The organism is Paenibacillus contaminans, assembly GCF_003285015.1.
Lineage (GTDB): Bacteria > Bacillota > Bacilli > Paenibacillales > NBRC-103111 > Paenibacillus_V > Paenibacillus_V contaminans.
On sequence record NZ_QMFB01000014.1, the window covers coordinates 119,630 to 142,780 of the forward strand.

Genomic DNA, 23,151 nt, shown 5'->3' on the forward strand with positions numbered 1-23,151 from the left:
AAGAGGAGAGTAGGATGAGCATGAGGAGAACGAAATTTTTAGGTTCCGTTTTGCTTGTTATGTGTCTGCTGCTCACGTTTCCCGGCATGTCGTTCGGCTCCGCGAACAATCAGGGGAATGATCCGGGGAAAAGCCAAGGGATTATTGTTTCGGTACATGCGGATAACGGTACGATTCAGGCCAAGTTCAACAAACAGCCGCCTGGCGGAAAGCCGAAAAGTAGCGATTTTACCATTACCCGGCATGTGAACGGCGGGGCGGCTGAAGTCGTTATTCCGACTTCATATGACTGGGGTCCACCAACAAAGATCGCGACGTTTGCCGTACAGCCGCTAGCTTCCGGGAACTCAGAGCTTGAGGTCGTGTACAGCGTTTCTTTCAAGGGGGCCGTTCCCGTAGCGGCGTCGGCGGTTGCGGTACCTGCGGAAATTCCTTCGCCGCTTGTTGTAGTTGAGGACGACGAAGCGCGAGCAGTCGTGATCGTAGCCGCAGCGGAAGAACAGCCTGAAGAGCGCGCGGCGGCCAACACGTTGATTGAGTATGTAGGGAAGTCGACAGGCGTTAGCCTGCCGATCGTGACGGAAGCCGAATTGGCGGCGCAAGGAAGTCTATACGACAGCTATGCGCGGATCTATATCGGACATGGCATCCCGGCCGCGAATACGGATTTGTACGATAGCCTGGATACACTGAACGGCGACGGATTTATCATTCGAACGAGCGGGCAGGAACTTTACATCATCGGACCGACGAGTAGAGGAACGAAGCATGGCGTGTACGCCTTTTTGGAGCGTTACGTCGGCGTTCGTTGGTTATTGCCTGGTGAAGATGGCGAAGATGTGCCGGAGCACAGCGACATTGCGCTGCCTGTGATCGACATTCGGGAAGAACCGGCTAATCTGCTCCGGGTATTGAGCCCGCTTACTGGCAATCCTGCCGATATGAACCAGCCGGAATGGAGACGTAAGACGTATGAGTGGCGGGACCGAAACCTGCTGCAGGGACCGAACGCTCCGGTCAGCTTTCACCATAACCTTTCTTCGCTTTTTCCGGTTGAAGTATACGGTGCGTCGCATCCCGAATTTTACCCCAACAGCAAGCCGCCGGCTCCAGGCGTGAAATACGGGTGGCAGCCTTGCTTTACGGCTCAAGGAACGGTCGACGCTGCGGTTTACGGCATCCTGAACTATTTTAGCGCGAATCCGGGGGCTTCCTCTTATTCGCTCGGAGTCAACGACGCCGGTGGATATTGTGAAATGGACCCGTCGCACCCGAATTATCCGAATCGGATGAACTCGATCGGGCTTACGGATATGTCCGACATTTATTACAACTGGGTGAATCAAGTGGTTGAACAAGTGACTGCTGTGTACCCTGATAAATGGTTCGGCTTGCTTGCGTATCAGGAAGTGATGGACCCGCCTTCGTTTCCGCTGCATCCGCAAGTTATTCCTTTCATTACGAAGGACCGCTTGACATGGGTCGATTCTGAGGTCCGGCAGGCCGGACATGATCAGACCGGTCAATGGCAGGAGAAGGCAGCCCAACTGGGATGGTATGATTATTTATACGGTGCCATGTTCTTCGTTCCGCGCGTTTATCCGCATCTAATGGCGGACAATTATCAATACGCTGCGGAGCACGGAATCGCCGCACATTACGCTGAAATTTATAATAATGCCGGCGAGGGGCCGAAAGCGTGGCTGTCAGCCAAGCTGCAATGGAATCCTTATGCGGATGTGGATACACTGTTAAATGAATGGTACGAACGCGCGGTAGGGGCGGCGGCGGCTCCGGATTTGGCTGCTTATTTCGAGCTGTGGGAACGATTCTGGACCGAGCGCGTACCTGCATCGGACTGGTTTCAAGCCAGCAAAAACAATACGTATATGCCGCTTGACGATGCCTTCTACTTGAGTATGGTGACCGAAGAAGATATGGCCGAAAGCAGACGTTTGTTGGAGTCGGTAATGGCCAAAGCGGTTACGGACAAGCAGCTTGCTCGTGCCAGCGCAATGATGCGTTCATTCGAATATTACGAAGCGTCCGCTTTCAGTTATCCGAAGCAAAGCGAACCACTGGCCGATACTGAGGCTGCCCTGGCGACGCTCGATGAAACGGTTTCGACGACCGAAAGCAGGCTGCAGGCCGGGGAGCTCCGTAAACAACTGATCGAGCAGTTCAAGAACGATCCTATGCTAGCGTTTCCCATTATGCCGTTTATCGATTGGTCCGGTTGGAATAAATACGATTTTTGGCATCTGGTCGACTATATGAAAGCGAACGAGCCTTCCGGCGGAACGGTTACCCAGCGCGTATATGAATACGCTTCAAGCCATCCGTCTCCATTGATTCGGAACTATGCCGAGACGCTTCAAGCCACGATGCTCGAGTTGCAGCCGCTTACCGTTAACGCTTCATTCGAGGACGGTGCGCAAACGGCCCCTCCATGGATGTTATGGGTGGCATCGACGGGAAGCATCAAGCGGTCGCAGGATATCGCTCATAGCGGGCAGGCAAGCTTGGTTATTGACAGGCTGGAACGGGGAGGTCCCGCTCAAACGGTGCCAATCTCGCCCGGATTGGCAGCAGCCAAATTACATTACTACACGCCGGCAGGCATCGTGACTACGGCGACGATCCAACTGTCTTACAATTACCAAGATGCGCAGGGCAAAAATTTGGCGACAGTCAAGTCCGAGTTGAAGCCTCTCGCGAATACGGCCGGGAGCTGGGCGTCTATCGAAATGTTGGGAGATGTTCCGGCGTATATCAACAATACGGAAGTAAAAAAGCTGCAGGTCGTAGGGGTCGTTAACGGCTTCCAAAGCGGAACGGGCTTGTACATCGATGACTTCGTTATCTATCAACAAGGCGGAGCGAGGCCGGGTCCGCAAACGTTCTGGAAGATGGCGGACATGATCGTGAACCAAGAACCCGGTTCGGCTATGGTTATGGATAAAGTGACTGCTTGGGCTCAGACTGCGGAAAATACTCCGGAACGTGAATATGCGCGGCTTTTGCTCGCGATTCTGAACGGAGCGGCGCCGGTTAACGCCAATGCTTCGTTCGAGTCGGGAATGTTGACGGCTCCTCCGTGGTCATTATGGGTTCAATCCAAAGGCAGCATTAAGCGCATCGAAGGAATAAGTCATACAGGGCAGGCTGCTTTGGTTGCGAAGGGACTTGATCGGGGAGGACCGTTCCAAACCTTCCAAGCCAAAGCAGGACCGTTCGCCATGAGGGCGTATTTCCGGATTCCCGATGGCGTCGCGACTTCCGGCACGATCCAGGTTTCCGTCAATCTGCTCGATGCGGCCGGCATAAGGATCGGCAATTTGCTCAGTGAGACAAAACCGCTATCGGCAGCCTCACAAGGATGGTCTGCCATCGATTATGCAGGAGAAATACCCGCGTATATCGGAGCGACAGAAGTGAAGTTTACGACGTTTGTTGTCGTCATACACGGAACCGAGACGGAAACCGAAGTGTACGTCGACGATGCTTCGTTCCATCAGCTTGCCAATTAACGGGAAATACGCACCGGCTTGCGGGTCGGTGCGTATTTTCAATAATGAAGGAGGAATTTTGTTTTGAATGTATCGATTCATTCCTTGCGCGTCAACGATCTGGAGCGGCCGATGGGTATCGATGACCGATCGATCGCTTTTACGTGGAAACTTGGCAGTGAACGGCGCGGGGCGAAGCAAACCGCTTTCCGGGTAATGATTTCAATAGATTTGGCTGGGCTCGAGCATGGAGAAGGGAAAACGTGGGACAGCGGGCGCATGGAAGGCCATCCGCTTCGCGTTGTGTATGACGGACCACCTTTAAAGGGACATACCCGCTATTGGTGGAAGGTGGTCGTTTGGGATGACAACGAAGATTTCGCGGAATCCGCGCCCGAATATTTCGATACGGGGCTGTTCGCCGGCGATTGGCAGGCGGCATGGATTTGGAAGCAGGCTGATGCGGCATCATGGATTTGGAAGCCGGTTGATGAGGGCATCAACGATTTTGCATATTTTCGCAAAGTCGTACAGGTTAGGAAGGGAGCGGAACGGGTCAAGCTGTTTGTTTCGGCGCATCATTACTTGCAGTTGTTTGTGAACGGAACGCGGGTCGGGGGCTACGGGTCGCCGGCGCCGACCAATCCGCGCCAAACGAAATATTATTTAGCTTATGATGTTACGGAGCTGATTCAGGAAGGCGATAATGGTTTGGCGGCGATCGTTCACTACCTCGGCGGCGATGGGCAAAACTACGTAAACGGCGAGCCGGGTTTTCTTTTGCAAGGGCATGTCGCCTATGCGGACGGAACGGAGGAAATCGTCGTAACGGATAAAACCTGGGAAACGCTCGCGAGCATCCCGCATCAAATCGGAACCCGCTACCAGCAAAATCGCCGTATTTCCGCAATCGAGTCGCTCGACGCCCGTAAGTCGGAAGCCGGCTGGACGACCGTTGACTATGAAGGAGCATGCAATAGAGCCGTTATGGCAGCCGCCATCGAGGGACAGTGCTGGCCGATGAAATGGCAAACGATACCGGAAGGAGCGGTCGAGGAGACGATCGTACCGGTTGCGATGCCTGTGCAGGAAATCGGCCGGCAAGTGTTCGATGCGGGCAAAATCGTTTCCGGCTGGGTCCGGCTGGCGGTCAAAGGAATAGAAGGAACGACGGTTCGACTGCGGTATTCCGAGGATTTGGATGAGCGTGGCTGCGTGAAGCATAACGTTTGCAATGAACAATCCGAGTATTATTACGATGAGTATACGATGAGCGGCGCAGAAGAGGAGACATGGGAGCCGAGCTTCTCCTATAAGGCGTTCCGCTACGTGGAAGCGACCGGTTACCCGGAGCTGCTCGAAGCTCGCCAGGTATGCATCGTATCCGCTCATACCGCGCTTTCCAGCGAAGGAAGCTTTCATTCGTCGAGCAGTTTGCTCAACGAGATGTACGAAGCGTGCGTACAAACGCAAAAAAACAATGCGCTAGGCCAGCTTGTCGACTGTCCGCATCGTGAGCAGGCGCAGTATCTCGCCGACTCCGACCTGCAAGCCGAGCTGCTGCTGTACCAATTTTCAGCAGCTGCGATGCTGGAAAAAGTATTGGCCGATTTTGCCGACGGTCAGCTTGCGGACGGCACGTTTCCGTTTATGTATCCGTCCAATTACGAGCATCCCTCTTTCCATATCCAGATTCCGGAGTGGGATTTGCATTTTCTGACGATTCTCTGGAAATTGTATCGTTTTACGGGGGATAAGCGAACGCTTGAGCGGTATTACACGCCTGCGAAAAAGACCCTGCTGCACTATTTCGGCCGTACGGATTTCAGGCTCGGACTTGTGCCGCAGAGCGCAGGTGTGAAGCCGCGCATATGGCATATCAGCGATCATCCGTACCAGGAAATCGACGAAAGCGGCAAATTTCTTGCCATGCAAAATATGAAGCTTGCGCATGGCTTGAAGCTGATGGCGGACATGGCCGGCATTCTCGGCTATGCCTCGGAAGCGGAGCAGATGACCGCGCGCTTCGGGCAATTGTCGCGGGCGATTTGCGACAGTCTGTACGATGCGGAGCGCAAGCGGCTGCGCGACAGCTTCGGCTCCGCGTGCAGCCATCAGGGCACCAATGCCGTCGCCCTGCATTATGACTTTGTTCCGCCGGAGGATCGGGAGACGCTGCTGGATACGATTGCGGAACAGGGCCTCCAGACCAAAACCTTGCTGTCGCTTAACCTGCTCCATGTGCTGTTCCAGAACGGCCGCGAGGAGGAGGGCTATCGTTTGCTGACGAAGACCGATTTTCCGGGGTGGGGCTATATGATTCGGCAAGGTTCCCGGACGATCTGGGAAGGCTTTGGCGACATCGAATCCCATTGCCACGCTTGGAACGCCTATCCGGCGAGGATGATGGTGGAATACATCGCTGGCATTCAGGTGGAAGAAGCGGGCTGGGAACGCATCCGCATCAAGCCTTATGTACCGCAGGAACTCGAGCATGCGGAAGGGCGAGTGATGACGCCGAGGGGGCTCGTGAGCACAGGCTGGAAGAAGACAGCCGAAGGCGAGGACGAGGGATTCCGGCTGCAGCTTCAGGCGGACATTCCGGTCGGGACGGAGGCGTCCGTTTGGATTCCTGCGGAGGAAGCCGACGGCATCGAGATTCGGGAGTCCGGAACTCTCGTATGGTCCGATGGAACGTTCCGCGCGTCTGTCGCCGGAATAACGGGCGGCAATGCTTCAAACTCCGGGGACTCGAACGACCATAAAGCGAAACACCGCGAGCCGGGGGATGCCTACGAAACGAGAAGGTACGTCGTCCTGCAGATCCGATCCGGCAGCTATGCGTTCGAATGCCGTCCGGCGTGACTACATATTTCGGTTAGCGCGTATTTGTTTGCGCTCAAACGCCTCCAAACCCGTATGCAGCGGGTTTGGAGGCGTTTTTTAGAGGAGCGGCTGGCAAACCAGCCCTTTACTCTAGAATTCGATGCGAATTCTGTGGATAGACGGGTACTTCCCTACATCAAGACCTGACGGGTGATTTGTAGTCGCTGGGTTTGACGCCTGCATGTTTCTCGAATATTTTGCTGAAATATTTAGGGTCCTTATAACCGACCTGACTGCTGATTTCGTACACCTTGAGATCGGTTTCCTGCAATAAGCGTTTGGCCTTCTCGAGTCGAATTTTTGTTACGTAATTCAGAAACGTATCATCCGTTTTTTTCTTGAAAAGCTGGCTTAAATAACTGGGATTAATGAAAAAACGCTCGGCAGCGGAAACAAGGGAAATATTCTCGGCGTAATGCTCGTCAATGTACTTTTTGATGTTATGGATCATGCTGGCTTGCTGATTGATTTGCTGTTCGCGGAAATCGGCTAAGATAGCTTGATTGGCATCCTCCGATGAGGCGCCTGACAAAACTTGTTTATTGATAAGCTCTGCATACATATTGGATCGAGTTTGCAGGGAAGCGATCGTCTCCAGCTCGCGCCTGCTCGTTTCGATACTCATGATCGCATCCAGAACGCTGTTCTCTAATTCTTGTTCATCCACCGGTTTAAGAATGAAATTATTAATGCCGAGCTTGATGCTTTTTTGCATATATGGAAAATCGGAATAACCGCTTAGCACGATAAATTTGATAGGGGATGATTTGCTTTTCAGTACCTCGATCATCTCCAGTCCATCCATGTAAGGCATTTTTATGTCCGTAATCACAATATCGGGCTGCGTTTCATCGACTACTTGCAAACCCATTTTGCCGTTATAGGCGACGCCGGCAACAACGCAGCCCAGTTGCGTCCAATTGATGATCTGCTTCAATCCTCGCGTTATCTTGTTCTCATCGTCGATCAATACGACTTTATACATGGCGGAAGCTCACTCCTTCTGCACTCCTTATTAGGTGATAGGGAAAGTAAATGAAATTGTTGTTCCTCGGCCAAGCTCCGATTCGATCGTTATTCGAAAGCTTTCGCCATAGTGAAGAAGCAGGCGAGTGTTTACATTCATTAACCCCAACGATTCCGAAGGCGTATCGTCGATCCCGCGATATTGCATCCTCTTGCGAATTTGCTGTACTTGCTGTTCCGTCATTCCTTCCCCATCGTCCCGAATATGGATCAGGCATTCGCCGCCGCCGCTTCTGCCTTCGATGTAAATATTGTAACTGCGATCATGCTTAAGAAATCCGTGTAAGATGCTGTTTTCGATCAAGGGCTGGAACACTAGCTTCGGAAGGAGGAAATCATACAACTGCTCCTCCAGTTCCACGTGCAGCTTGAAGCGATCGTCAAAGCGGATATTTTGCAAAGCGATATATGTTTCGACATATTCGATTTCATCGCGAACTCGATTCGGTTGATTTGATTTGTTCAAAGCGAATTGAAAAAGCTTTCCGAGCTTTTTGATCATTTCGGCAACTTCAGGTGAACGGTTCATCTGTGCTTCCATACGGATCGATTCCAGCGTATTGTTCAGCCAATGCGGATTGATCTGGTTTTGCAAGGCAAGAAATCGGGCTTCGTTTTGTTTGATTTTGGACTTGTATACATCTTCGATCAGATGCTTGATTTGCAGAATCATTTCGTTGTAATGCCGGGTCAGCACGCCAAACTCGTCTTTCCTTCCCGAATAGGGAATGACCCGGTAACGGCCTTGCTCTACATGCCTCATGCTTGAAATAAGCCGGTGGATCGGCTTCGTAATATGATAGCTGATCCAGATTGAAGCGGGAGCAATGAGGATCAGAACGAACAGAGTGACGAGGAGTGAAAGATTTTTGTATCGCTCCAGCCTTTTGTATAAGTTTCTCTCCGGTACATTTATCGTGACGCTGATTCCCGTTTCCGGGGAAAGGTTCGTAATGCTTAGTACCGATCCTGCATCGAGGGACGAATCGTCTTTTGGCCCGGCAGCTCCCCCGTAATCCGGAATCATATCAAACAGGAGCTCCCCATTTTTGTTGTGAACGGATACTCGCGCTTCATACAGCTGGTTAAGGTTGAATAAAGGAGCGTCCAAGGAAACGAGACTTCTGGAGGAAAGCTCGAATAAAATAATCCCCGCCTTTTCCCCTTGCTGCGTTTTGATAAGACGTCCCGCTGTAAAGACATCAAACTCGCGTTCTTTGATCGTAGTTTGGCCGTAGTATGGGGTTAACGTAAGCTGCCCGTTTGCTTTATTCACTTCCTGGAACCATCTCTGATTGGACAGCAAGGCGTAATTGGTTTCTACGTTCATATTGCCCGTGGAATGAATGTTGCCTTCATTGCTTATGATCATAACGCCTTCAACAAACGGCAATTGGTCGGCAAACCGGAGCAGTTGGCGGGAAATGGACAAGTTATGCTCAATGCGTTCACCGGTTGAATGCGCGGATTCCTTTTGCAAATAAGCAAGCATTGTATAATCGCTGAAAATCGTACGGGAAGTATAGTCGACCTGCATCACGTAGTTGTTGATCGTTGTATTCAGTTGGGATCCATACAGTTGAATGAAATCGATAGATGCGTTTTGTATGGTGCTCTTCCCTTGCGAATACAAGATTTGGATCACAATCAGAATCGGAATAACGCTAAGAAACAAAAAGTATGAAAACAGTTTTTTGGAGAAACCGATGTATAGAACGCTTTTCCATAAACGCCGCAGCATGTGCACTCCCCGTTTCTTGCCATCATTATAGAAGAAATTGACAAGGGCGACAAGGATGTTGAAAGCGCATTCTAATAGATGTCCTACCAAATGCTAAAGAATGTCTCATTCCGCTTGATATATGCAGATGATAAGATGAAAACCGCAATGAAAGAAACGAACACTTCAACAAGAAAGCAGGGTGAACAATATTGCTGACGGCAAGCAAGACACAAGCGGGGAAGGAAGGGTGGGCAAAAAATTTTCGCAAGTATTGGCAGCTCTATTTGATGGTCATTCCGGGAGTAGTCTTCCTTATTATGTTCCGCTATATTCCGCTGGCGGGGATTATAATAGCGTTTCAGGACTATATGATTTTTAAAGGGATATTGGCAAGTCCGTTCGTAGGCTTCAAACATTTCGAATCGCTGTTCGCCTATTCGCAATTTTGGAGAGTGTTAAAAAATACGGCGATAATCGGTTTATTCAATATCGTCTTCGTGTTTCCCGTCCCGGTCATATTGGCTTTGATGTTCAACGAGCTGAAAAATTTGATTTTCAAAAGAACGCTGCAAACGATTTATTACGTGCCTCATTTCTTCTCATGGGTTATTATTTCCGCACTTGCCTTTGATTTTCTATCCATATCGGGTGTGGTCAATTCGATTCGCGGATTGTTCGGATTCGAGCCTTATTTGTTTATGCAGAGCGAGGCGTATTTTCGTCCCATTGTTGTTCTAACCAGTATTTGGAGAGAAGCCGGCTGGGGAACGATCGTTTTACTTGCGGCGATCAGCGGCATCAATCCCGAGCTATACGAAGCCTCGATGGTAGACGGAGCGAGCAGAGTGCGGCAGATGTTCAATATTACCTTGCCTTTGTTAGTCCCTACTATCGTTGTACTGTTATTGCTAAATATCGGCGGCTTCCTGGATTTAAGCTTCGAGCAAATTTATAATCTGCTGACGCCCTTAACCTATCCGGTCGGGGATGTAATCGATACTTACGTATACCGGGTCGGCATCGTTCAAGGGCAATACAGCTCAACAACCGCTATCGGCCTTTTTCAATCGACGATCGGATTTATTTTGGTCATCTTCTTCAATAGCTTGGCTCGAAGATACCAAGAAGAAGGAGGGATGTGGTAGTGAGCGGGGTCCACGAAACCAAAGGCGACGTATTGTTCAGGTATGTTAACGCATTCGTTCTCGGGCTTTTGTCCATTCTCATGCTCATGCCGTTTGTAAAAGTATTGGCGACGAGCTTTAGCGGTCCCACACCTGTCGATGCAGGGAAGGTATTTTTTTGGCCTGTGCAATTTACGCTGGAATCATGGCGATATGTTCTGAAGCAGGAGCCGTTGTGGAACTCGTTTTTTATTACGATTCTCGTAACGGCGGCAGGCACATGCTTATGCTTGCTGGTTACGTCCTTATTCGCTTACCCTCTATCGAAAAACGAATTTAAACTAGCGAAACTATTGATGATTATGATCGTGATTACGATGATTTTCCGGTATCCGATCATTCCTTATTTTTTGGCGCTTCGCTCTTACGGCTTATACAACTCGTTCTGGGTTCTTATTGTTCCGTATACGGTTTCGGCTTTTAACCTGATTATTATGAGGACATTTTTCAAGGGGCTGCCCAAGGAATTGGAAGAGGCGGCGCAAATAGAAGGCTGCGGATATTTCCAGCTGCTGTTCAAAATTGTCCTTCCATCCTCGAAAGCGGTGTTGGCTACTCTTGGTATTTTCTATGCAGTCGGTATATGGAATCAATTCCTGCATCCTTTATTGTTTATTGAGGACCAAGTCTTGTATCCGCTGCAGTTAAAGTTGAGAGAATACGTGGTTAACATCGATATGGTGTCCGGAGGATTAGGAATGGCGTTACCTTACAATAATCACACCTTGCAGGCGGCAACCATTATATTTGCCACATTGCCGATCCTGCTCGTTTATCCGTTTTTGCAGAAGCATTTTGTGAAAGGCGCTATGCTCGGCTCGGTGAAATGATCGGGCGTGACTGGAAACTCCGAGGGGAGCAGATTTTGCCGAATTTTCGTTCCAGGAAAGGCGCGTTTGTGAAGGCGTACCGGGGGTCGGCCTGCGCAAACGGAACGAAGCATGGGCGAAAAGGCGGTGAAAGATGACCCCGAGTGAGTGTTCAGACACGCCCCAGGACCGGTGTACGCAACTGCTTGCAGTTGTTTACTATATAACAAAGAGAGGCGGGACATTTTTATGCTTAGTTTTCGAAAAAGCAACATCGGCAAGTTGTTCCTCGTATTGCTTCTGGCTGGATCGGCGATTGCCGGCTGCTCCAAATCCGGAGGAGAATCAACGGCGGAGACGCCTAAAGAGTCGGCAACGGGTAAGCCCAAAGAAACGCCTTATATCGAAATATGGGGCAATTCCGGGAATTTCAAAAATGCGATAAAGAAAGATTCGCCCTATTCCAAATGGATGATCGATAAGGTGGGAGTCGGCTATCATTCGCCGTTAGTGCCTTGGGAAGGGGGAACGGCATACATACAGCGCTTAAACACGCGAATTGCCAGCAATGACCTGCCGGACGTGTTCCTGCCGTGGCAAGGAATTGAGGGGACTTTGATCAAACAAGGCGCCTTGGCGGATTTGACTGATTATTTGCCCAAATACGCGCCAAATATTTGGAAGCGTATTCCTGAGGAAATTTGGAATGTTGTACGGACGGCAGATCCTTCAGGGAAAGGAAGAATCTATTACATTCCGCGCGTTGAGCTCTATCAGAGTTATGGCGCTTTCATCCGCAAAGACTGGCTGGATCGCGTGGGCAAGGAAGTTCCCAAGACGAAGGAGCAGTTGGATGACGTCTTGCAAGCGTTTCTTGATAAAGATGCCAATGGGAACGGCAATCCGAGCGACGAAATTCCGATTTCCGGCAGAGAGTTCGGCCGCTGGATGGACGTATTGTTCGGTATGTACGGCGTAGCCATGTGGGAAGGGTTTCCGATGTGGGACATTTATGACGGTCAGATTACTTATTCCGGCGTAACTTCCAATATGAAAGCCGCTATTGCCAATATGCGAGATATGTACAAGAAAAAACTGCTGGACAACGAAACCTTTTTGAACAAGGCGGCTGATTGGACGGCAAAACTGAATTCAGACCGTGTAGGAGCATGGTTCCACATCAATAAAAATGCTTCAGGGCAGATCGATAAAATTCTTGAGATCAATAAAGACGTTAATTTAGTAGCTCTGCCGGTTCCAAAAGTTGACGGTTACGACGGTTTCATTACGCATATGCGAATTAATCGTCCTGAATTCGTGATCGCCAACAAGGGCGAGGAAACCGTAATTAACGCTTTGAAAATACTGGACTGGTTTAATGATCCGTCAAATCTGGAAGAAATCATTTACGGCCTCGAAGGAGTCGATCATCAAGTAGTCGATGGCAAGAAGAAGCTTCTGCCAATCAATCTCGATGCGAATACGGCTAAAATTCCCAACACGTTTATATTCAGTTTGGAAGATATTTTACTGCAGCTTAAGATTGAGGGCAGCGGACTTGATGAACGGACTGCCAAAATCGTTCAACAGCGCGACAAAATTTTAGTCGATAACCAACCTTATTCCAAATCGATTGCCGGTGACGGACTGCCTGCCAGTGTTTATGAAGGTTATGCAGACATCCAAAATCACACCCTGTATCAGGAAGTGATGACGAAAATCATCATTGGTGAGTACCCGATCGAGAAATTCGACGATTTTGTTAAGGAATGGTATCGTACCGGCGGCGAAGAAGTGACGAAGCGCGTTCGCGATTGGTATTCGAAGGTTCAAACGAAACGTTAAGTTAAGCGTTTATGGTAATCGATTTCCGGCAGCAACTCATTTATTAATCTGGGAGGATGAAACATGTCACAGTCAAGCAGTGAAAAGAAGTCGCAAGCTTTCCCGCTTCGTATTTTAGTGACAGTCAGTTTCTTCATACTGCTATTGTGGAACGTTATCGGAATCGCCCAAGCCGACGCTCAGAATATCGGCGACGAATTGCTGACGAACGGCGGCTTCGAGCAGCTCCAGGACGGAGCGCCTATTCGTTGGAACGCGACGGGCGGTTGGACAAATCCGGAAATCTCGCTATCCAACGATGCGGCATATACGGGCTCCAATGGCATTGTGATCCAGACGGCACAAAACACAAAACCTTGGATCATGCAGATCGTACCGTACGAAGAAGGCGCGACCTACGAAATATCTACATGGTTGAAAGCTGTAGGGGTGCAAGGTGCCGGCGTAGGCTTCAAGCTTGAGTACTATAGGGGGCAGGATACCAGCTCGCCAAATCATTTGACTGAGTATGATAAGACGCTTTCCATTGCAAATGACGTGTTGACGGGAGACTGGCAAAAAATCAGCATGCAGGTCAGCGCACCGCCGGAAGCGGGGAACGTAAAAATATATTTGAGATTGTATGGGACCGGGACCGTTTATTTGGATGATGCTTCGTTTGTTCTGAAGCAGCACATGCCAATGATCGAGTTGAAGACGGATGAGCTTATCTACTATACGGGTGTGACGGAAGGCCATGTCAGCGCCGTCTTCCGTTCCCCTGAGATCCCTCTTTTCAACAAGCAAGCCGAAGTACGTATTTATCGCGAATCAACCGGCGTCACAATGGCTACGTATTCGATGGACGACGCTTCCTATCCGATGACGTTCGTTTTCGATCCTTCCATGATGATCAAAAATGAGCCTTATCGCGTACAGGTGAAGCTATCGGATGACTCGAATGTGTTGCTGGAATCCGCCGAAGAGACGATCTATCGATTTGACCGGCCGACGATGCTTCAAGAGGACGGTACGCTTACGGTAAATGGAGCGCCGTTCTTCCCGGTGGCCGCTTATCATGCAGGTCTGAGCGATTATCCTTATTTGGCTCAATCCGGGGTAAATGCGGTGCAGGGGGTGGCGACGAATAATGCCGATGTGCAGCAAGCGGCGCTTGATACCGCACAGCAAAACGGGCTAAAGGTAATGGTACCGCTGTATTACAATATGCAAGTGCAGGAAAATGCGGCGACGACGCAGCAATTCGTCTCCAGGTTCAAAGATCATCCTGCGGTATTGGCATGGATGATCATGGATGAGCCTATGCTTAACGGGAAGACAAAAGAAGAGCTTATTGACGCTTACCGAATCATTCGCACCATCGACGAAAAGCATCCGATCTATATGGTTGAAGCTCCTTTATTGTGGGCCTATGATACCACGGCCAAAATAGCCGATATTTTTGCGACGGATTCCTATCCGCTCCCCAATAACCCGATTTCTTTGGTTGGCGAGCATACCGTGCTTGGCAAACAAGCTGCCGGGGAAAGCAAGCCGGTTTGGACCGTACTGCAAGCGATGTATAATCAGAATCATCCTTACTTGCCGACGATTGATGAAGTGCGAAATATGGCGTATCAGTCGCTCTTGAGCGGAGCACAAGGGTTGGCATACTATTCGTTCAACGAGCAATCCTTTCAATTGCGGAATTCCGCATTATGGTCCGGCTTGGTCGGTTTCAAGGAGGAGCTGGGATTGCTTGGCCGGCTTGTTTCCAGCGCCGAACGGATCGGGGAAGGCCAGGAGGAAGACAGCCGCTGGACCCTATGGAAGGATGGAGATATTTTGTATGCCGCTGCGGTTAATACGAGCGGGGAAATACGTCAGGTAACGGTGCCGATAGGTGCAACGGGATATACCGCTGAATTGTTGTATGGCGATTCTCAATCGTCTCTTGATGAGCAGGGTGGTGTTTTGAATTTCCGGTTAGGGCCGAAGCAAGCGCAGCTGTACCGGATCATTCCGTTTCGAACGATGGTGGGGCAAGCGATTGAATCTGCAACCATCTTAAAAGCACTTTCCGAAAATCCGAAGTGGAATAAAAAGGTGCAGCGGCTTAGCACAAAGCTGACTGCCGTTCGAAACGAGCTGGAAACGGCTCAACCGAATATGGCCGATGTGATCAAGGATGCAGTCCGAACGATACGAATCGTCGATCGTTTGACGAATAGGGCGGGGCATGAAACCGATGAGGAGCTCAAACAGGAGATGCTGTCCGAACTCGAACGGATCAAAGGGAATGTAATGCCGATCGTCGGCTCCGAGCTGCTGATTGATGTTACCCTATCGGAAAATCAAATCATCGGACAGAGTCAAACGAACGAGCTGACCGTCTTCCTCCAAAATGAAGGTCAAAAGAATATGAGCAATATGCGGCTTTCATTAGCATTCCCTGCAGCTTTTGCCTTGGAGCCGGCGGTGGATTCGATATCCTTGCTGCAGAACGGTCAAACGGCGGAAAAGGTGTTTCCGTTCCAGATCGCTGCGACTGCCGCAGAGGGTCGTTATCCATTAGCGGTGAAAATTGATTACGATTACAAGGGGATTCCGGTAACGGTAATGAGATCCGTTTATTATCCGTATATCAATTTGATTCGTGCGGAAGTCAAGCCTGAAGCGATTGTAACGAACAAAGGAGGCAGCTTCCCTTTTGGGATAACGATTGCAAACAACGTTTCGAGAGAAATGCAAATTTCGTTGGAAGCGGGTCAGTTACCCTCCGGTATCATCATGCAGCTTCCTGATCCTTTCTTGCTCCCTGGGAACGGTCAAACGACTGTAACCGGCTCGGTCTATTTACCGCCGGGCGCAGCGGAAGGCAATTATGCACCGTCCATTATGATCGGGGCGGACGGAAATCATGTCCAATCGGTGCCGTTATCGATCAGCTATGACCATAATTTGCTTCAAAATCCGGGCTTTGAGCAGGCTGCCGGAGGTACGCCCGACGGTTGGAATATGCGGAAAGGGAGCTGGAGCGCCGGTGAAGCGCACAGCGGACAGTATGCCGTCGCGTTGACGCCGGACAGCGGCAATGCGTTTAACGTTATCAATTCTTCGGGGTTTATTCCTGTTGAGGGCGGAGCGAAATATGTGCTGCGGGGATGGGTCAAGAACGAATCGACGACGGGTCTGGTACAGATCGGTTTGAGGCAAATCAAGGAGGACAAAACAGCTTCAGTCAGCTACACCTGGAAAACGATTAACCAAAACGCCGAGTGGACGTTTTACGAGCTGGAGGTCACGCCCCAGGCAGCCGCGAAATATTTGCAAGTCTACTTGAGCGTAGATACGAATACGAACGGACTCGCCTGGTTCGATGATTTGGATGTTCGGGAGGGGAAGTCAAATGCTGAAAATCGGCATTAGTTCATACAGCTTAAGTCAAGCAATCAGAACGGGCAAAATGACGATAATCGACGTGCTCGAATGGGCTGCAGACCATGGGAGCGAGCATGTGGAAATCGTGCCGATCGGATTTAGTCTGGATGACGATCCCGCGTTAATAGAGGAAATTCGCACGAAGGCCGATCGGCTGGGCATTCTGTTATCGAATTACGCGATTGCGGCAAATTTTGTCCGCGATGATGAGAGGCAGTATGAAGCGGAAATTGCCCGGGTGAAAAAGCATGTAGATATTGCGGCTGCCCTGGGTGTTACACGGATGCGTCACGATGTCGCAACAAGGCCTGCTCAGGAAACGACGCTTACGCAATTTTATGCGGATTTGCCGTGCTTAACGGAGGCCTGCCGGCAAATTGCCGATTATGCCCGCAACTTCGGCATTACGACAAGCGTTGAGAACCATGGGATGTACATTCAGCATAGCGAACGGATTCAAACACTCGTTGATGAGGTCGACCGGGCCAATTTCAGAACGACACTGGATGTCGGAAACTTCCGGTGTGTGGATGAGGATCCCGTTGCAGCCGTGAAAAGAAACTTGCCGATTGCCTCCATGATTCACCTGAAAGACTTTTACTATAGACCATCATACCGTAATCCGGGAGAAGGCTGGTTTCAAACGGTTAACGGAAATTATTTGCGAGGAGCGATTTTCGGTCAAGGCGATATTGACGTGTGGGAGGTTCTGCGGCTGATTAAGGCTTCCGATTATAACGGTTTTCTATCGCTGGAGTTTGAAGGCAAAGAGGAATGCGAATACGGGACGAGAGCAGGGCTAATCAATATTCGCCGAATATGGGAAAGTGTATGATGATGCCGGGCGTTTACACTTCCTACAGGCCATCTATCGCAAAACATAATGGCATCCTAATAACTTGAAGTTATAATAAGTAATAGCGTTTCGTTAATCCTATCGTTCCAGTCTCCATTAACGCTAAAAATGTACATAACGAAAGGGTGCACAATCCTTGAATCATTCCATGCTGATTATTCATTCATTACGCGTCAACGATAATGAGCGGCCCATGGGCATCGACGACAGGTCGATCGCTTTTACATGGAGGCTCGGCAGCGAGGAGCGGGGTACGGAGCAAGCCGCTTACCGGGTATTGGTTTCGACCGATCCCGCCGGGCTGGAACGAAGGGAAGGGAATGTATGGGACAGCGGGCGCGTGGAAGGTCATCCGCTGCGCGTCATTTATGAAGGGCCGCCTTTGCAGGGGCATACCCGGTATTGGTGGAAAGTGATCGTTTGGGAAAACAAAGGAGGCTCGGCGGAATCCGCTTCCGATTATTTCGATGCGGGACTGTCCCCAGGCGACTGGCAGGGGGAATGGATTTGGAAGCCGGATGATGCGAGGATCAATGATTTCGCCTATTTTCGTAAAGAAATTCGGTTGAATAAAGAAGCTGGACTAGCCAAGCTGTTCGTTTCCGCACACCATTACCTGCAGCTGTTCGTGAACGGGCAGCGGGTCGGGGGCTACGGGTCGCCGGCGCCGACGAATCCTGTCAAAACGAAATATTATCTTGCCTACGACGTTACGGGGCTGCTTCAAAATGGCGACAACTGCATCGCGGCGGTCGTCCATTATCTCGGCGGAGACGGGCAAAACTACGTAAACGGAGAGCCGGGGTTTCTTTTGCAGGGGCATATCGATTATGCGGACGGAACGTCGGAAACCGTCAAGACGGATCATACCTGGGAAACGCTAGCCGACATCCCGCATCAAATCGGGACACGTTATCAGCAAAACCGCCGTATTTCCGCGATCGAAGCGTTCGATGCCGGAAAGTCGGATGCGAGCTGGACGACCGCCGGGTACGAAGGGGCGTGCAAGCAAGCCGTAACGGCAGCTGCCATCGAAGAGCAGCGGTGGCCGTTGAAATGGCAGACGATTCCCGAAGGGGCCGTCGAGGAGACGATCGTTCCGACTGCGATGCCGGTGCAAGAGGCCGGACGGCAAGTGTTCGATGCGGGCAAAATCGTATCCGGCTGGCCGCGGCTGTCTGTCAAGGGAGTTCGAGGGGCGACGGTCAGGCTGCGCTATTCCGAGGATTTGGACGAAAACGGTTGCGTGAAACATAACGTTTGCAATGAAAAATCCGAGTTTTATTATGACGAGTATACGATGAGCGGAGCGGAAGAGGAGACGTGGGAGCCGAGTTTGTCTTATAAGGCATTCCGCTATGTCGAGGTGACCGGATATCCGGAGCTTTTGGAAGCGGGGCAGGTGCTCGTTGTGTCTGCTCATACCGCACTTCCTTATGAAGGCGGATTTCATTCGTCGAGCGCGCTGCTGAACGATATGTATGCCGCATGTATCCAAACGCAAAAAAACAATGCCCTCGGCCAGCTCGTAGACTGTCCGCATCGCGAGCAGGCGCAATATCTCGCCGATTCCGACCTGCAGGCGGAGCTGCTGTTGTACCAGTTCTCGTCCGCCTCAACGGTGGAAAAGGTACTGGCCGATTTTGCCGACGGGCAGCTGGCGGACGGTACGTTTCCGTTCGTCTATCCGTCCAATTACGAGCATCCCGATTTCTACATCCGGATACCGGAGTGGGATTTGCATTTTCCGACTATCCTTTGGAAATTGTATCGGTTTACGGGAGACCAAAGAACGCTCGAACGGCTGTACGCGCCCGCCAAGAGGATGCTTGTGCATTACTTCGACCGGACGGATTTCAAACTGGGGCTTGTGCCGCAAAGCCGGGGCATAAAGCCGCGCGATTGGCATATCAGCGATCACCCATATCCGGAAATCGATCACAGCGGCGAATTTCTAACCGTACAAAACATGAAGCTTGCGCATGGTTTGACTCTGATGGCCGAGATGGCCGGCATTCTCGGCTACGAATCGGAAGCGGAGCAGATGACCGCCCGGTCGGAGCAGTTGTCGAAAGCGATTCTCGACAGCATGTACGACACGGAACATAAGCGGTTCCGCGACAGCTACGGCTCCGGGAGCAGCCATCAGGGTACGAATGCCGTCGCTCTGCACTACGGTTTCGCGCCGTCGGCTGACAGACAAGAGCTGCTTGATACGGTCGCAGGCCAAGGACTCGAGACCAAAACGCTGCTGTCCCTCAACCTGCTGCATGTGCTGTTTCAGAACGGCCGCGAGGAGGACGGTTACCGGCTGTTGACCAAGACCGATTTTCCAAGCTGGGGTTATATGATCCTTCAAGGCTCCCCCACGATTTGGGAAGGCTTCCGGGATATCGAATCCCATTGCCATGCTTGGAACGCATACCCGGCGAGGATGATGGTCGAGTACATAGCCGGCATCCAAATGGAGGAAACCGGCTGGGAACGTATCCGCATCAATCCTTACGTGCCGGGTGACCTCGATCATGCCGCTGGCCAAATGATGACCCCGAGAGGGAAGGTAAGCGCAGGCTGGCAAAAGTCGGCTGAAAGCAGGGGACTGCAACTGAACGTGGACATCCCCGTCGGAACGGAAGCGTCCGTATGGATTCCTGCGGAAGATGCCGGCAGTATCGAGATTTGGGAGTCCGGCAGTCTGGTATGGGCGGATGGAGCGTTCCGCGCGTCCGTTGCTGGAATAACAGGCGGCAATGCTTCAAGCTCCGGGAAGTCGGGCGACCGCAGTCATGCAGCGAAGCACCGCGAGCCGGGTGATGCGCACGGTGCGGGAGCATACGTCGTCCTGCAGATCCGTTCCGGCAGCTATGCGTTCGAATGCCGTCCGGCGTGACGTCATACGTCAGGTGGCGGACCGGTGGTTACCACGCCGGCATTCGTGCGGTCGGAGGCAGCAATTGCGACGCAAATACGACGACGACTGGTTCATGAAGAAATTCGGCATTCCGTTTTGAATTGCAATGAGGGATTATGGAATGAATAGTTGCTCGATCATGCCAAATAACGCCTCCAATGGGAATGGAGGCGTTATTTGGCATGATAACGGCCTGCACTGGCTTCGGCTCCCGCATTTCTTGCGCCGGCATTGCCGAGCCTTGGGGTGTTTAGAAGCTTTATTCTTCCCGCCTCCCGAGCCGAAACGGGCAAATTCCCATTTCCCTAAAAATCCGTCGGCATGCGTCATCTAACCATACCGCTTATCCATGGGGGAATATACTGCTAAAAGAGTTTTTCGCCAGATAAGAGGAAAGAGGTGTTACACGCTGGAAAAGGTTGCGAGAAAGGCCGCCGGACGGAAGATGAAGCGAAAACGCAGCGCGCGCATTCATAAATCCAAAAGTGCGAGAAGGCTTCGCCGCTCGAAGAGAAGCCGTCCTCTCAAACGGAGGAAAAGGATCGCGACGAAGCGTACCCCCCGCTTCGCGGCGCCGCCGAAAGATGAAGTCTGCGAGCTGCCGGATACCGGCGAAGACCGCGCTCCAGCTTACGACGTTCTGCGTTTTCCCGTTATCGAATGGGCATTCGGAAGACAGCGCCCTCAGCAGATAGCCGCGCAATTTGCGGAGCATGGGCACCGCGTTTTTTATTTCTCCTTAGACTTCACTGCGATCCAAAATGATGAAGCGGCGCGAGAGGACGTATCCGAGCGGGTGAGCTTCAGCGAGATCGAGCCGAACGTATGGCAGGTAAAGCTTTGCGCGAACAAGCGGTTGAACGTTTACTGCGATACGCTGAACGACCCGACGGATCTGAGGTATATGATATGGTCGATTGAGCATGTCATGAAGGTTTTCGATATCAGGCAATCGGTTTCGATCGTCGATCTTTCTTTTTGGGCTCCGCTCGTTCAGGCAGTCGGGAGAGGCAGTATCGTATACGATTGCATGGACGATCATACAGACTTCTCCACGAATTCTCCGGATATGCTGGAAGCGGAAATGGATTTGCTCGATAACGCCGATATGGTGGTCGTGTCTTCGCAGAAGCTTTACGATTTCGCCGTTCAGCGAAATGATAAAACCGTTCTGATACGCAACGGAGTCGAGTTTGACCGGTTTCATAACACCCGCAAAAGGCTGGCTCCCGAGCTTGCCTCGATGACGGGTCCCGTAATCGGGTATTCCGGAGCGATTTCCGACTGGTTCGACATCGATCTGATCGATTTTTTGGCCGAGCGGAATCCGGGATGGACGTTTGTTTTGATCGGGCATACGTTCGGGTGCGATACGTCGAAGGTAGAGAAACGCAGCAATGTGTTCCTCCTCGGAGAATTGCCTTATGCCGAGCTACCGGGTTACCTCCACGGCTTTGACGTCTGTTTGATTCCGTTTCTGATCAACAATTTGACAATGGCGACGAACCCCGTGAAGGTATACGAGTATTTGGCTGCAGGCAAGCCAGTCGTAGCTGCCAGACTGCCTGAGCTGGAGCTGCTGGGAAATAAGCTGGTACGAATTGCTGACGAACCGGAGCAGTTTGAGAAAGACATCCGGCAAGTTATGGCGGAGCATAACGAGCTGGAGGCGATGAGAAGGAAACGGTTTGCCGCAGCGCACTCTTGGAAAGACCGGTATTTGAGTTTTCACGCTGCCGTTGAAGCTTATTTGTTTCCGAAGGTGAGTATCGTGATCGTCGCTTTCAACCGCTGGGCGATGACTAGTGCGTGCCTCGAAAGTCTGCTGTGCAATACGAACTATCCGAATTATGAAATCATCGTCGTCAACAACGGATCGACGGACGAAACGGAAAGCGGACTGGCTGCGATGCGGCATCCGAGAATCAGAACCGTTGCTTGCGACAGCAATGCCGGTTTTTCCGGAGGCAATGAAATAGGCTGCAAGGCGGCCTCTGGAGAGTACCTCGTTCTGTTGAACAACGATACGCTTGTGCCTTGCGGATGGCTTCCCCGGTTGATCAAGCCGTTAAAGGAGAATTTCGAGATCGGGCTTGTCGGTCCGATGTCGAATCATGTGGGCAACGATCAGGCGCTCGATTTTTTTTGCGGCAACAGCATAATCGGTGCCGACGAAGCTTGGCTGAGGGATTTTTATCGTTACTACAGGGGCGGCGTACGCTTCACGGAAATGCTAGGCTTCTTCTGCGTGGCGATGAGGAAGGCGACGTACCTGAAAGTAGGGGAGCTCGATAAAGGGTACGGCATCAGCATGTTCGAGGATGACGACTACTGCAAGCGAGTCAAGCAGGCAGGCTACCGGCTTGCCATCATCGAGGACGCATTCGTCTTTCATCACGGCAGCGCAAGCTTCCGGAACATGGATCAGGAGCAGTATAAGGAGCTGTGGAAGCGAAATAAGCGATATTTTGAGCAAAAATGGAATACGGATTGGGTTTTGCCGCCGCCGCCGGACTCGATTTTTCAGCAAAAAGACGATCCCGATTCGATTGCGGAAGCCGTTCGAGCGACAGGCCGAAAAAGCGTTCTCGTAATCGGCGAAACGGATTGGACGCCGGAGACGAGTCATTGGCAAGCCGTAACCGAGTCGATGGCGGTGAACGGAAAGCAGCTCGTTATCGCGTATGTGCAGACGTATCATGGAGTGCCGCTGATCGGGATCCGCAAGATCGGCCCATCCTTGTACATGACGAATCGGATCGATTTGTTCGGCAAATGCGCGTTCGATCTGGTTATCCACCGCAAGGCTGCGGATGTTCCGGAGCCGTTCAAATCGCAAGCAGTCACCTTAGAAGCCATACGGGATGGTAGTTCCCGAAAGCTCGACCAGCTGCGGACGCCTTCCGCCAAAGCCGCGGCTTTACCCTTTGTTTTATGAAAATACTTCGAAAAATGGTCGAGCAGGCATCATATGCCGCTCAA

General features: G+C 51.2%; 11 protein-coding genes. 9 read left to right on the plus strand and 2 right to left on the minus strand.

All coding sequences use genetic code 11. From position 1 onward, the window contains the following. Positions 1 to 20: 20 nt before the first annotated feature. Positions 21 to 3,530, plus strand: a complete 3,510-nt coding sequence (locus DQG23_RS22815; protein ID WP_158560652.1) for a DUF4838 domain-containing protein — start codon at positions 21 to 23, stop codon at positions 3,528 to 3,530. 63 nt (positions 3,531 to 3,593) lie between these two features. Then, positions 3,594 to 6,374: an alpha-L-rhamnosidase gene (locus DQG23_RS22820; protein WP_113033196.1), complete on the plus strand. Its 2,781-nt coding sequence runs from the start codon at positions 3,594 to 3,596 to the stop codon at positions 6,372 to 6,374. 157 nt (positions 6,375 to 6,531) lie between these two features. On the opposite strand, the gene DQG23_RS22825 is transcribed toward DQG23_RS22820, so the two are convergent. Then, complete coding sequence (locus DQG23_RS22825) at positions 6,532 to 7,380, minus strand: response regulator transcription factor (RefSeq protein ID WP_113033197.1); 849 nt, start codon at positions 7,378 to 7,380, stop codon at positions 6,532 to 6,534. 30 nt (positions 7,381 to 7,410) lie between these two features. Beyond that, a complete protein-coding gene (locus tag DQG23_RS22830; RefSeq protein WP_113033198.1) occupies positions 7,411 to 9,162 on the minus strand; it encodes a sensor histidine kinase in 1,752 nt (583 codons plus the stop codon). A gap of 191 nt (positions 9,163 to 9,353) precedes the next feature. Here DQG23_RS22830 and DQG23_RS22835 point away from each other — a divergent pair, with 191 nt between their 5' ends. The 7 genes from DQG23_RS22835 (at position 9,354) to DQG23_RS22870 (ending at position 23,107) form a co-directional block, all read left to right on the plus strand. After that, positions 9,354 to 10,289 (plus strand): ABC transporter permease, encoded by a 936-nt coding sequence (locus DQG23_RS22835; protein ID WP_238177987.1) that lies wholly within the window; start codon positions 9,354 to 9,356, stop codon positions 10,287 to 10,289. Further along, on the plus strand, positions 10,289 to 11,158 hold the full coding sequence (locus tag DQG23_RS22840) for a carbohydrate ABC transporter permease (protein WP_238177988.1): 870 nt from the start codon (positions 10,289 to 10,291) through the stop codon (positions 11,156 to 11,158). Before DQG23_RS22835 ends, DQG23_RS22840 begins: the two co-directional genes overlap by 1 nt. A gap of 228 nt (positions 11,159 to 11,386) precedes the next feature. After that, the gene (locus DQG23_RS22845) at positions 11,387 to 12,982 is read left to right on the plus strand and encodes an extracellular solute-binding protein (RefSeq protein ID WP_113033199.1); all 1,596 of its coding nucleotides are present in this window, start codon (positions 11,387 to 11,389) and stop codon (positions 12,980 to 12,982) included. A 63-nt stretch (positions 12,983 to 13,045) separates the two neighbouring features. Continuing rightward, positions 13,046 to 16,390 (plus strand): carbohydrate binding domain-containing protein, encoded by a 3,345-nt coding sequence (locus DQG23_RS22850; protein ID WP_113033200.1) that lies wholly within the window; start codon positions 13,046 to 13,048, stop codon positions 16,388 to 16,390. After that, positions 16,371 to 17,237 carry a sugar phosphate isomerase/epimerase family protein gene (locus tag DQG23_RS22855; protein ID WP_337589408.1) on the plus strand — a complete coding sequence of 289 codons (867 nt, stop codon included), beginning with the start codon at positions 16,371 to 16,373 and terminating at the stop codon, positions 17,235 to 17,237. Before DQG23_RS22850 ends, DQG23_RS22855 begins: the two co-directional genes overlap by 20 nt. 157 nt (positions 17,238 to 17,394) lie before the next feature. Beyond that, positions 17,395 to 20,148, plus strand: a complete 2,754-nt coding sequence (locus DQG23_RS22860; RefSeq protein ID WP_113033201.1) for an alpha-L-rhamnosidase — start codon at positions 17,395 to 17,397, stop codon at positions 20,146 to 20,148. Between the two features lie 466 nt (positions 20,149 to 20,614). Then, positions 20,615 to 23,107: a glycosyltransferase gene (locus tag DQG23_RS22870; RefSeq protein ID WP_158560653.1), complete on the plus strand. Its 2,493-nt coding sequence runs from the start codon at positions 20,615 to 20,617 to the stop codon at positions 23,105 to 23,107. Positions 23,108 to 23,151 lie beyond the last annotated feature (44 nt).

Bases quoted from the DNA above. Each gene is read 5' to 3' on its own strand.
- DQG23_RS22815 (WP_158560652.1), top strand. From the start codon at position 21: ATGAGGAGAACGAAATTTTTAGGTTCCGTTTTGCTTGTTATGTGTCTG.
- DQG23_RS22825 (WP_113033197.1), bottom strand. From the start codon at position 7,380: ATGTATAAAGTCGTATTGATCGACGATGAGAACAAGATAACGCGAGGA.
- DQG23_RS22830 (WP_113033198.1), bottom strand. From the start codon at position 9,162: ATGCTGCGGCGTTTATGGAAAAGCGTTCTATACATCGGTTTCTCCAAA.
- DQG23_RS22845 (WP_113033199.1), top strand. From the start codon at position 11,387: ATGCTTAGTTTTCGAAAAAGCAACATCGGCAAGTTGTTCCTCGTATTG.
- DQG23_RS22850 (WP_113033200.1), top strand. From the start codon at position 13,046: ATGTCACAGTCAAGCAGTGAAAAGAAGTCGCAAGCTTTCCCGCTTCGT.
- DQG23_RS22855 (WP_337589408.1), top strand. From the start codon at position 16,371: ATGCTGAAAATCGGCATTAGTTCATACAGCTTAAGTCAAGCAATCAGA.
- DQG23_RS22870 (WP_158560653.1), top strand. From the start codon at position 20,615: ATGAAGCGAAAACGCAGCGCGCGCATTCATAAATCCAAAAGTGCGAGA.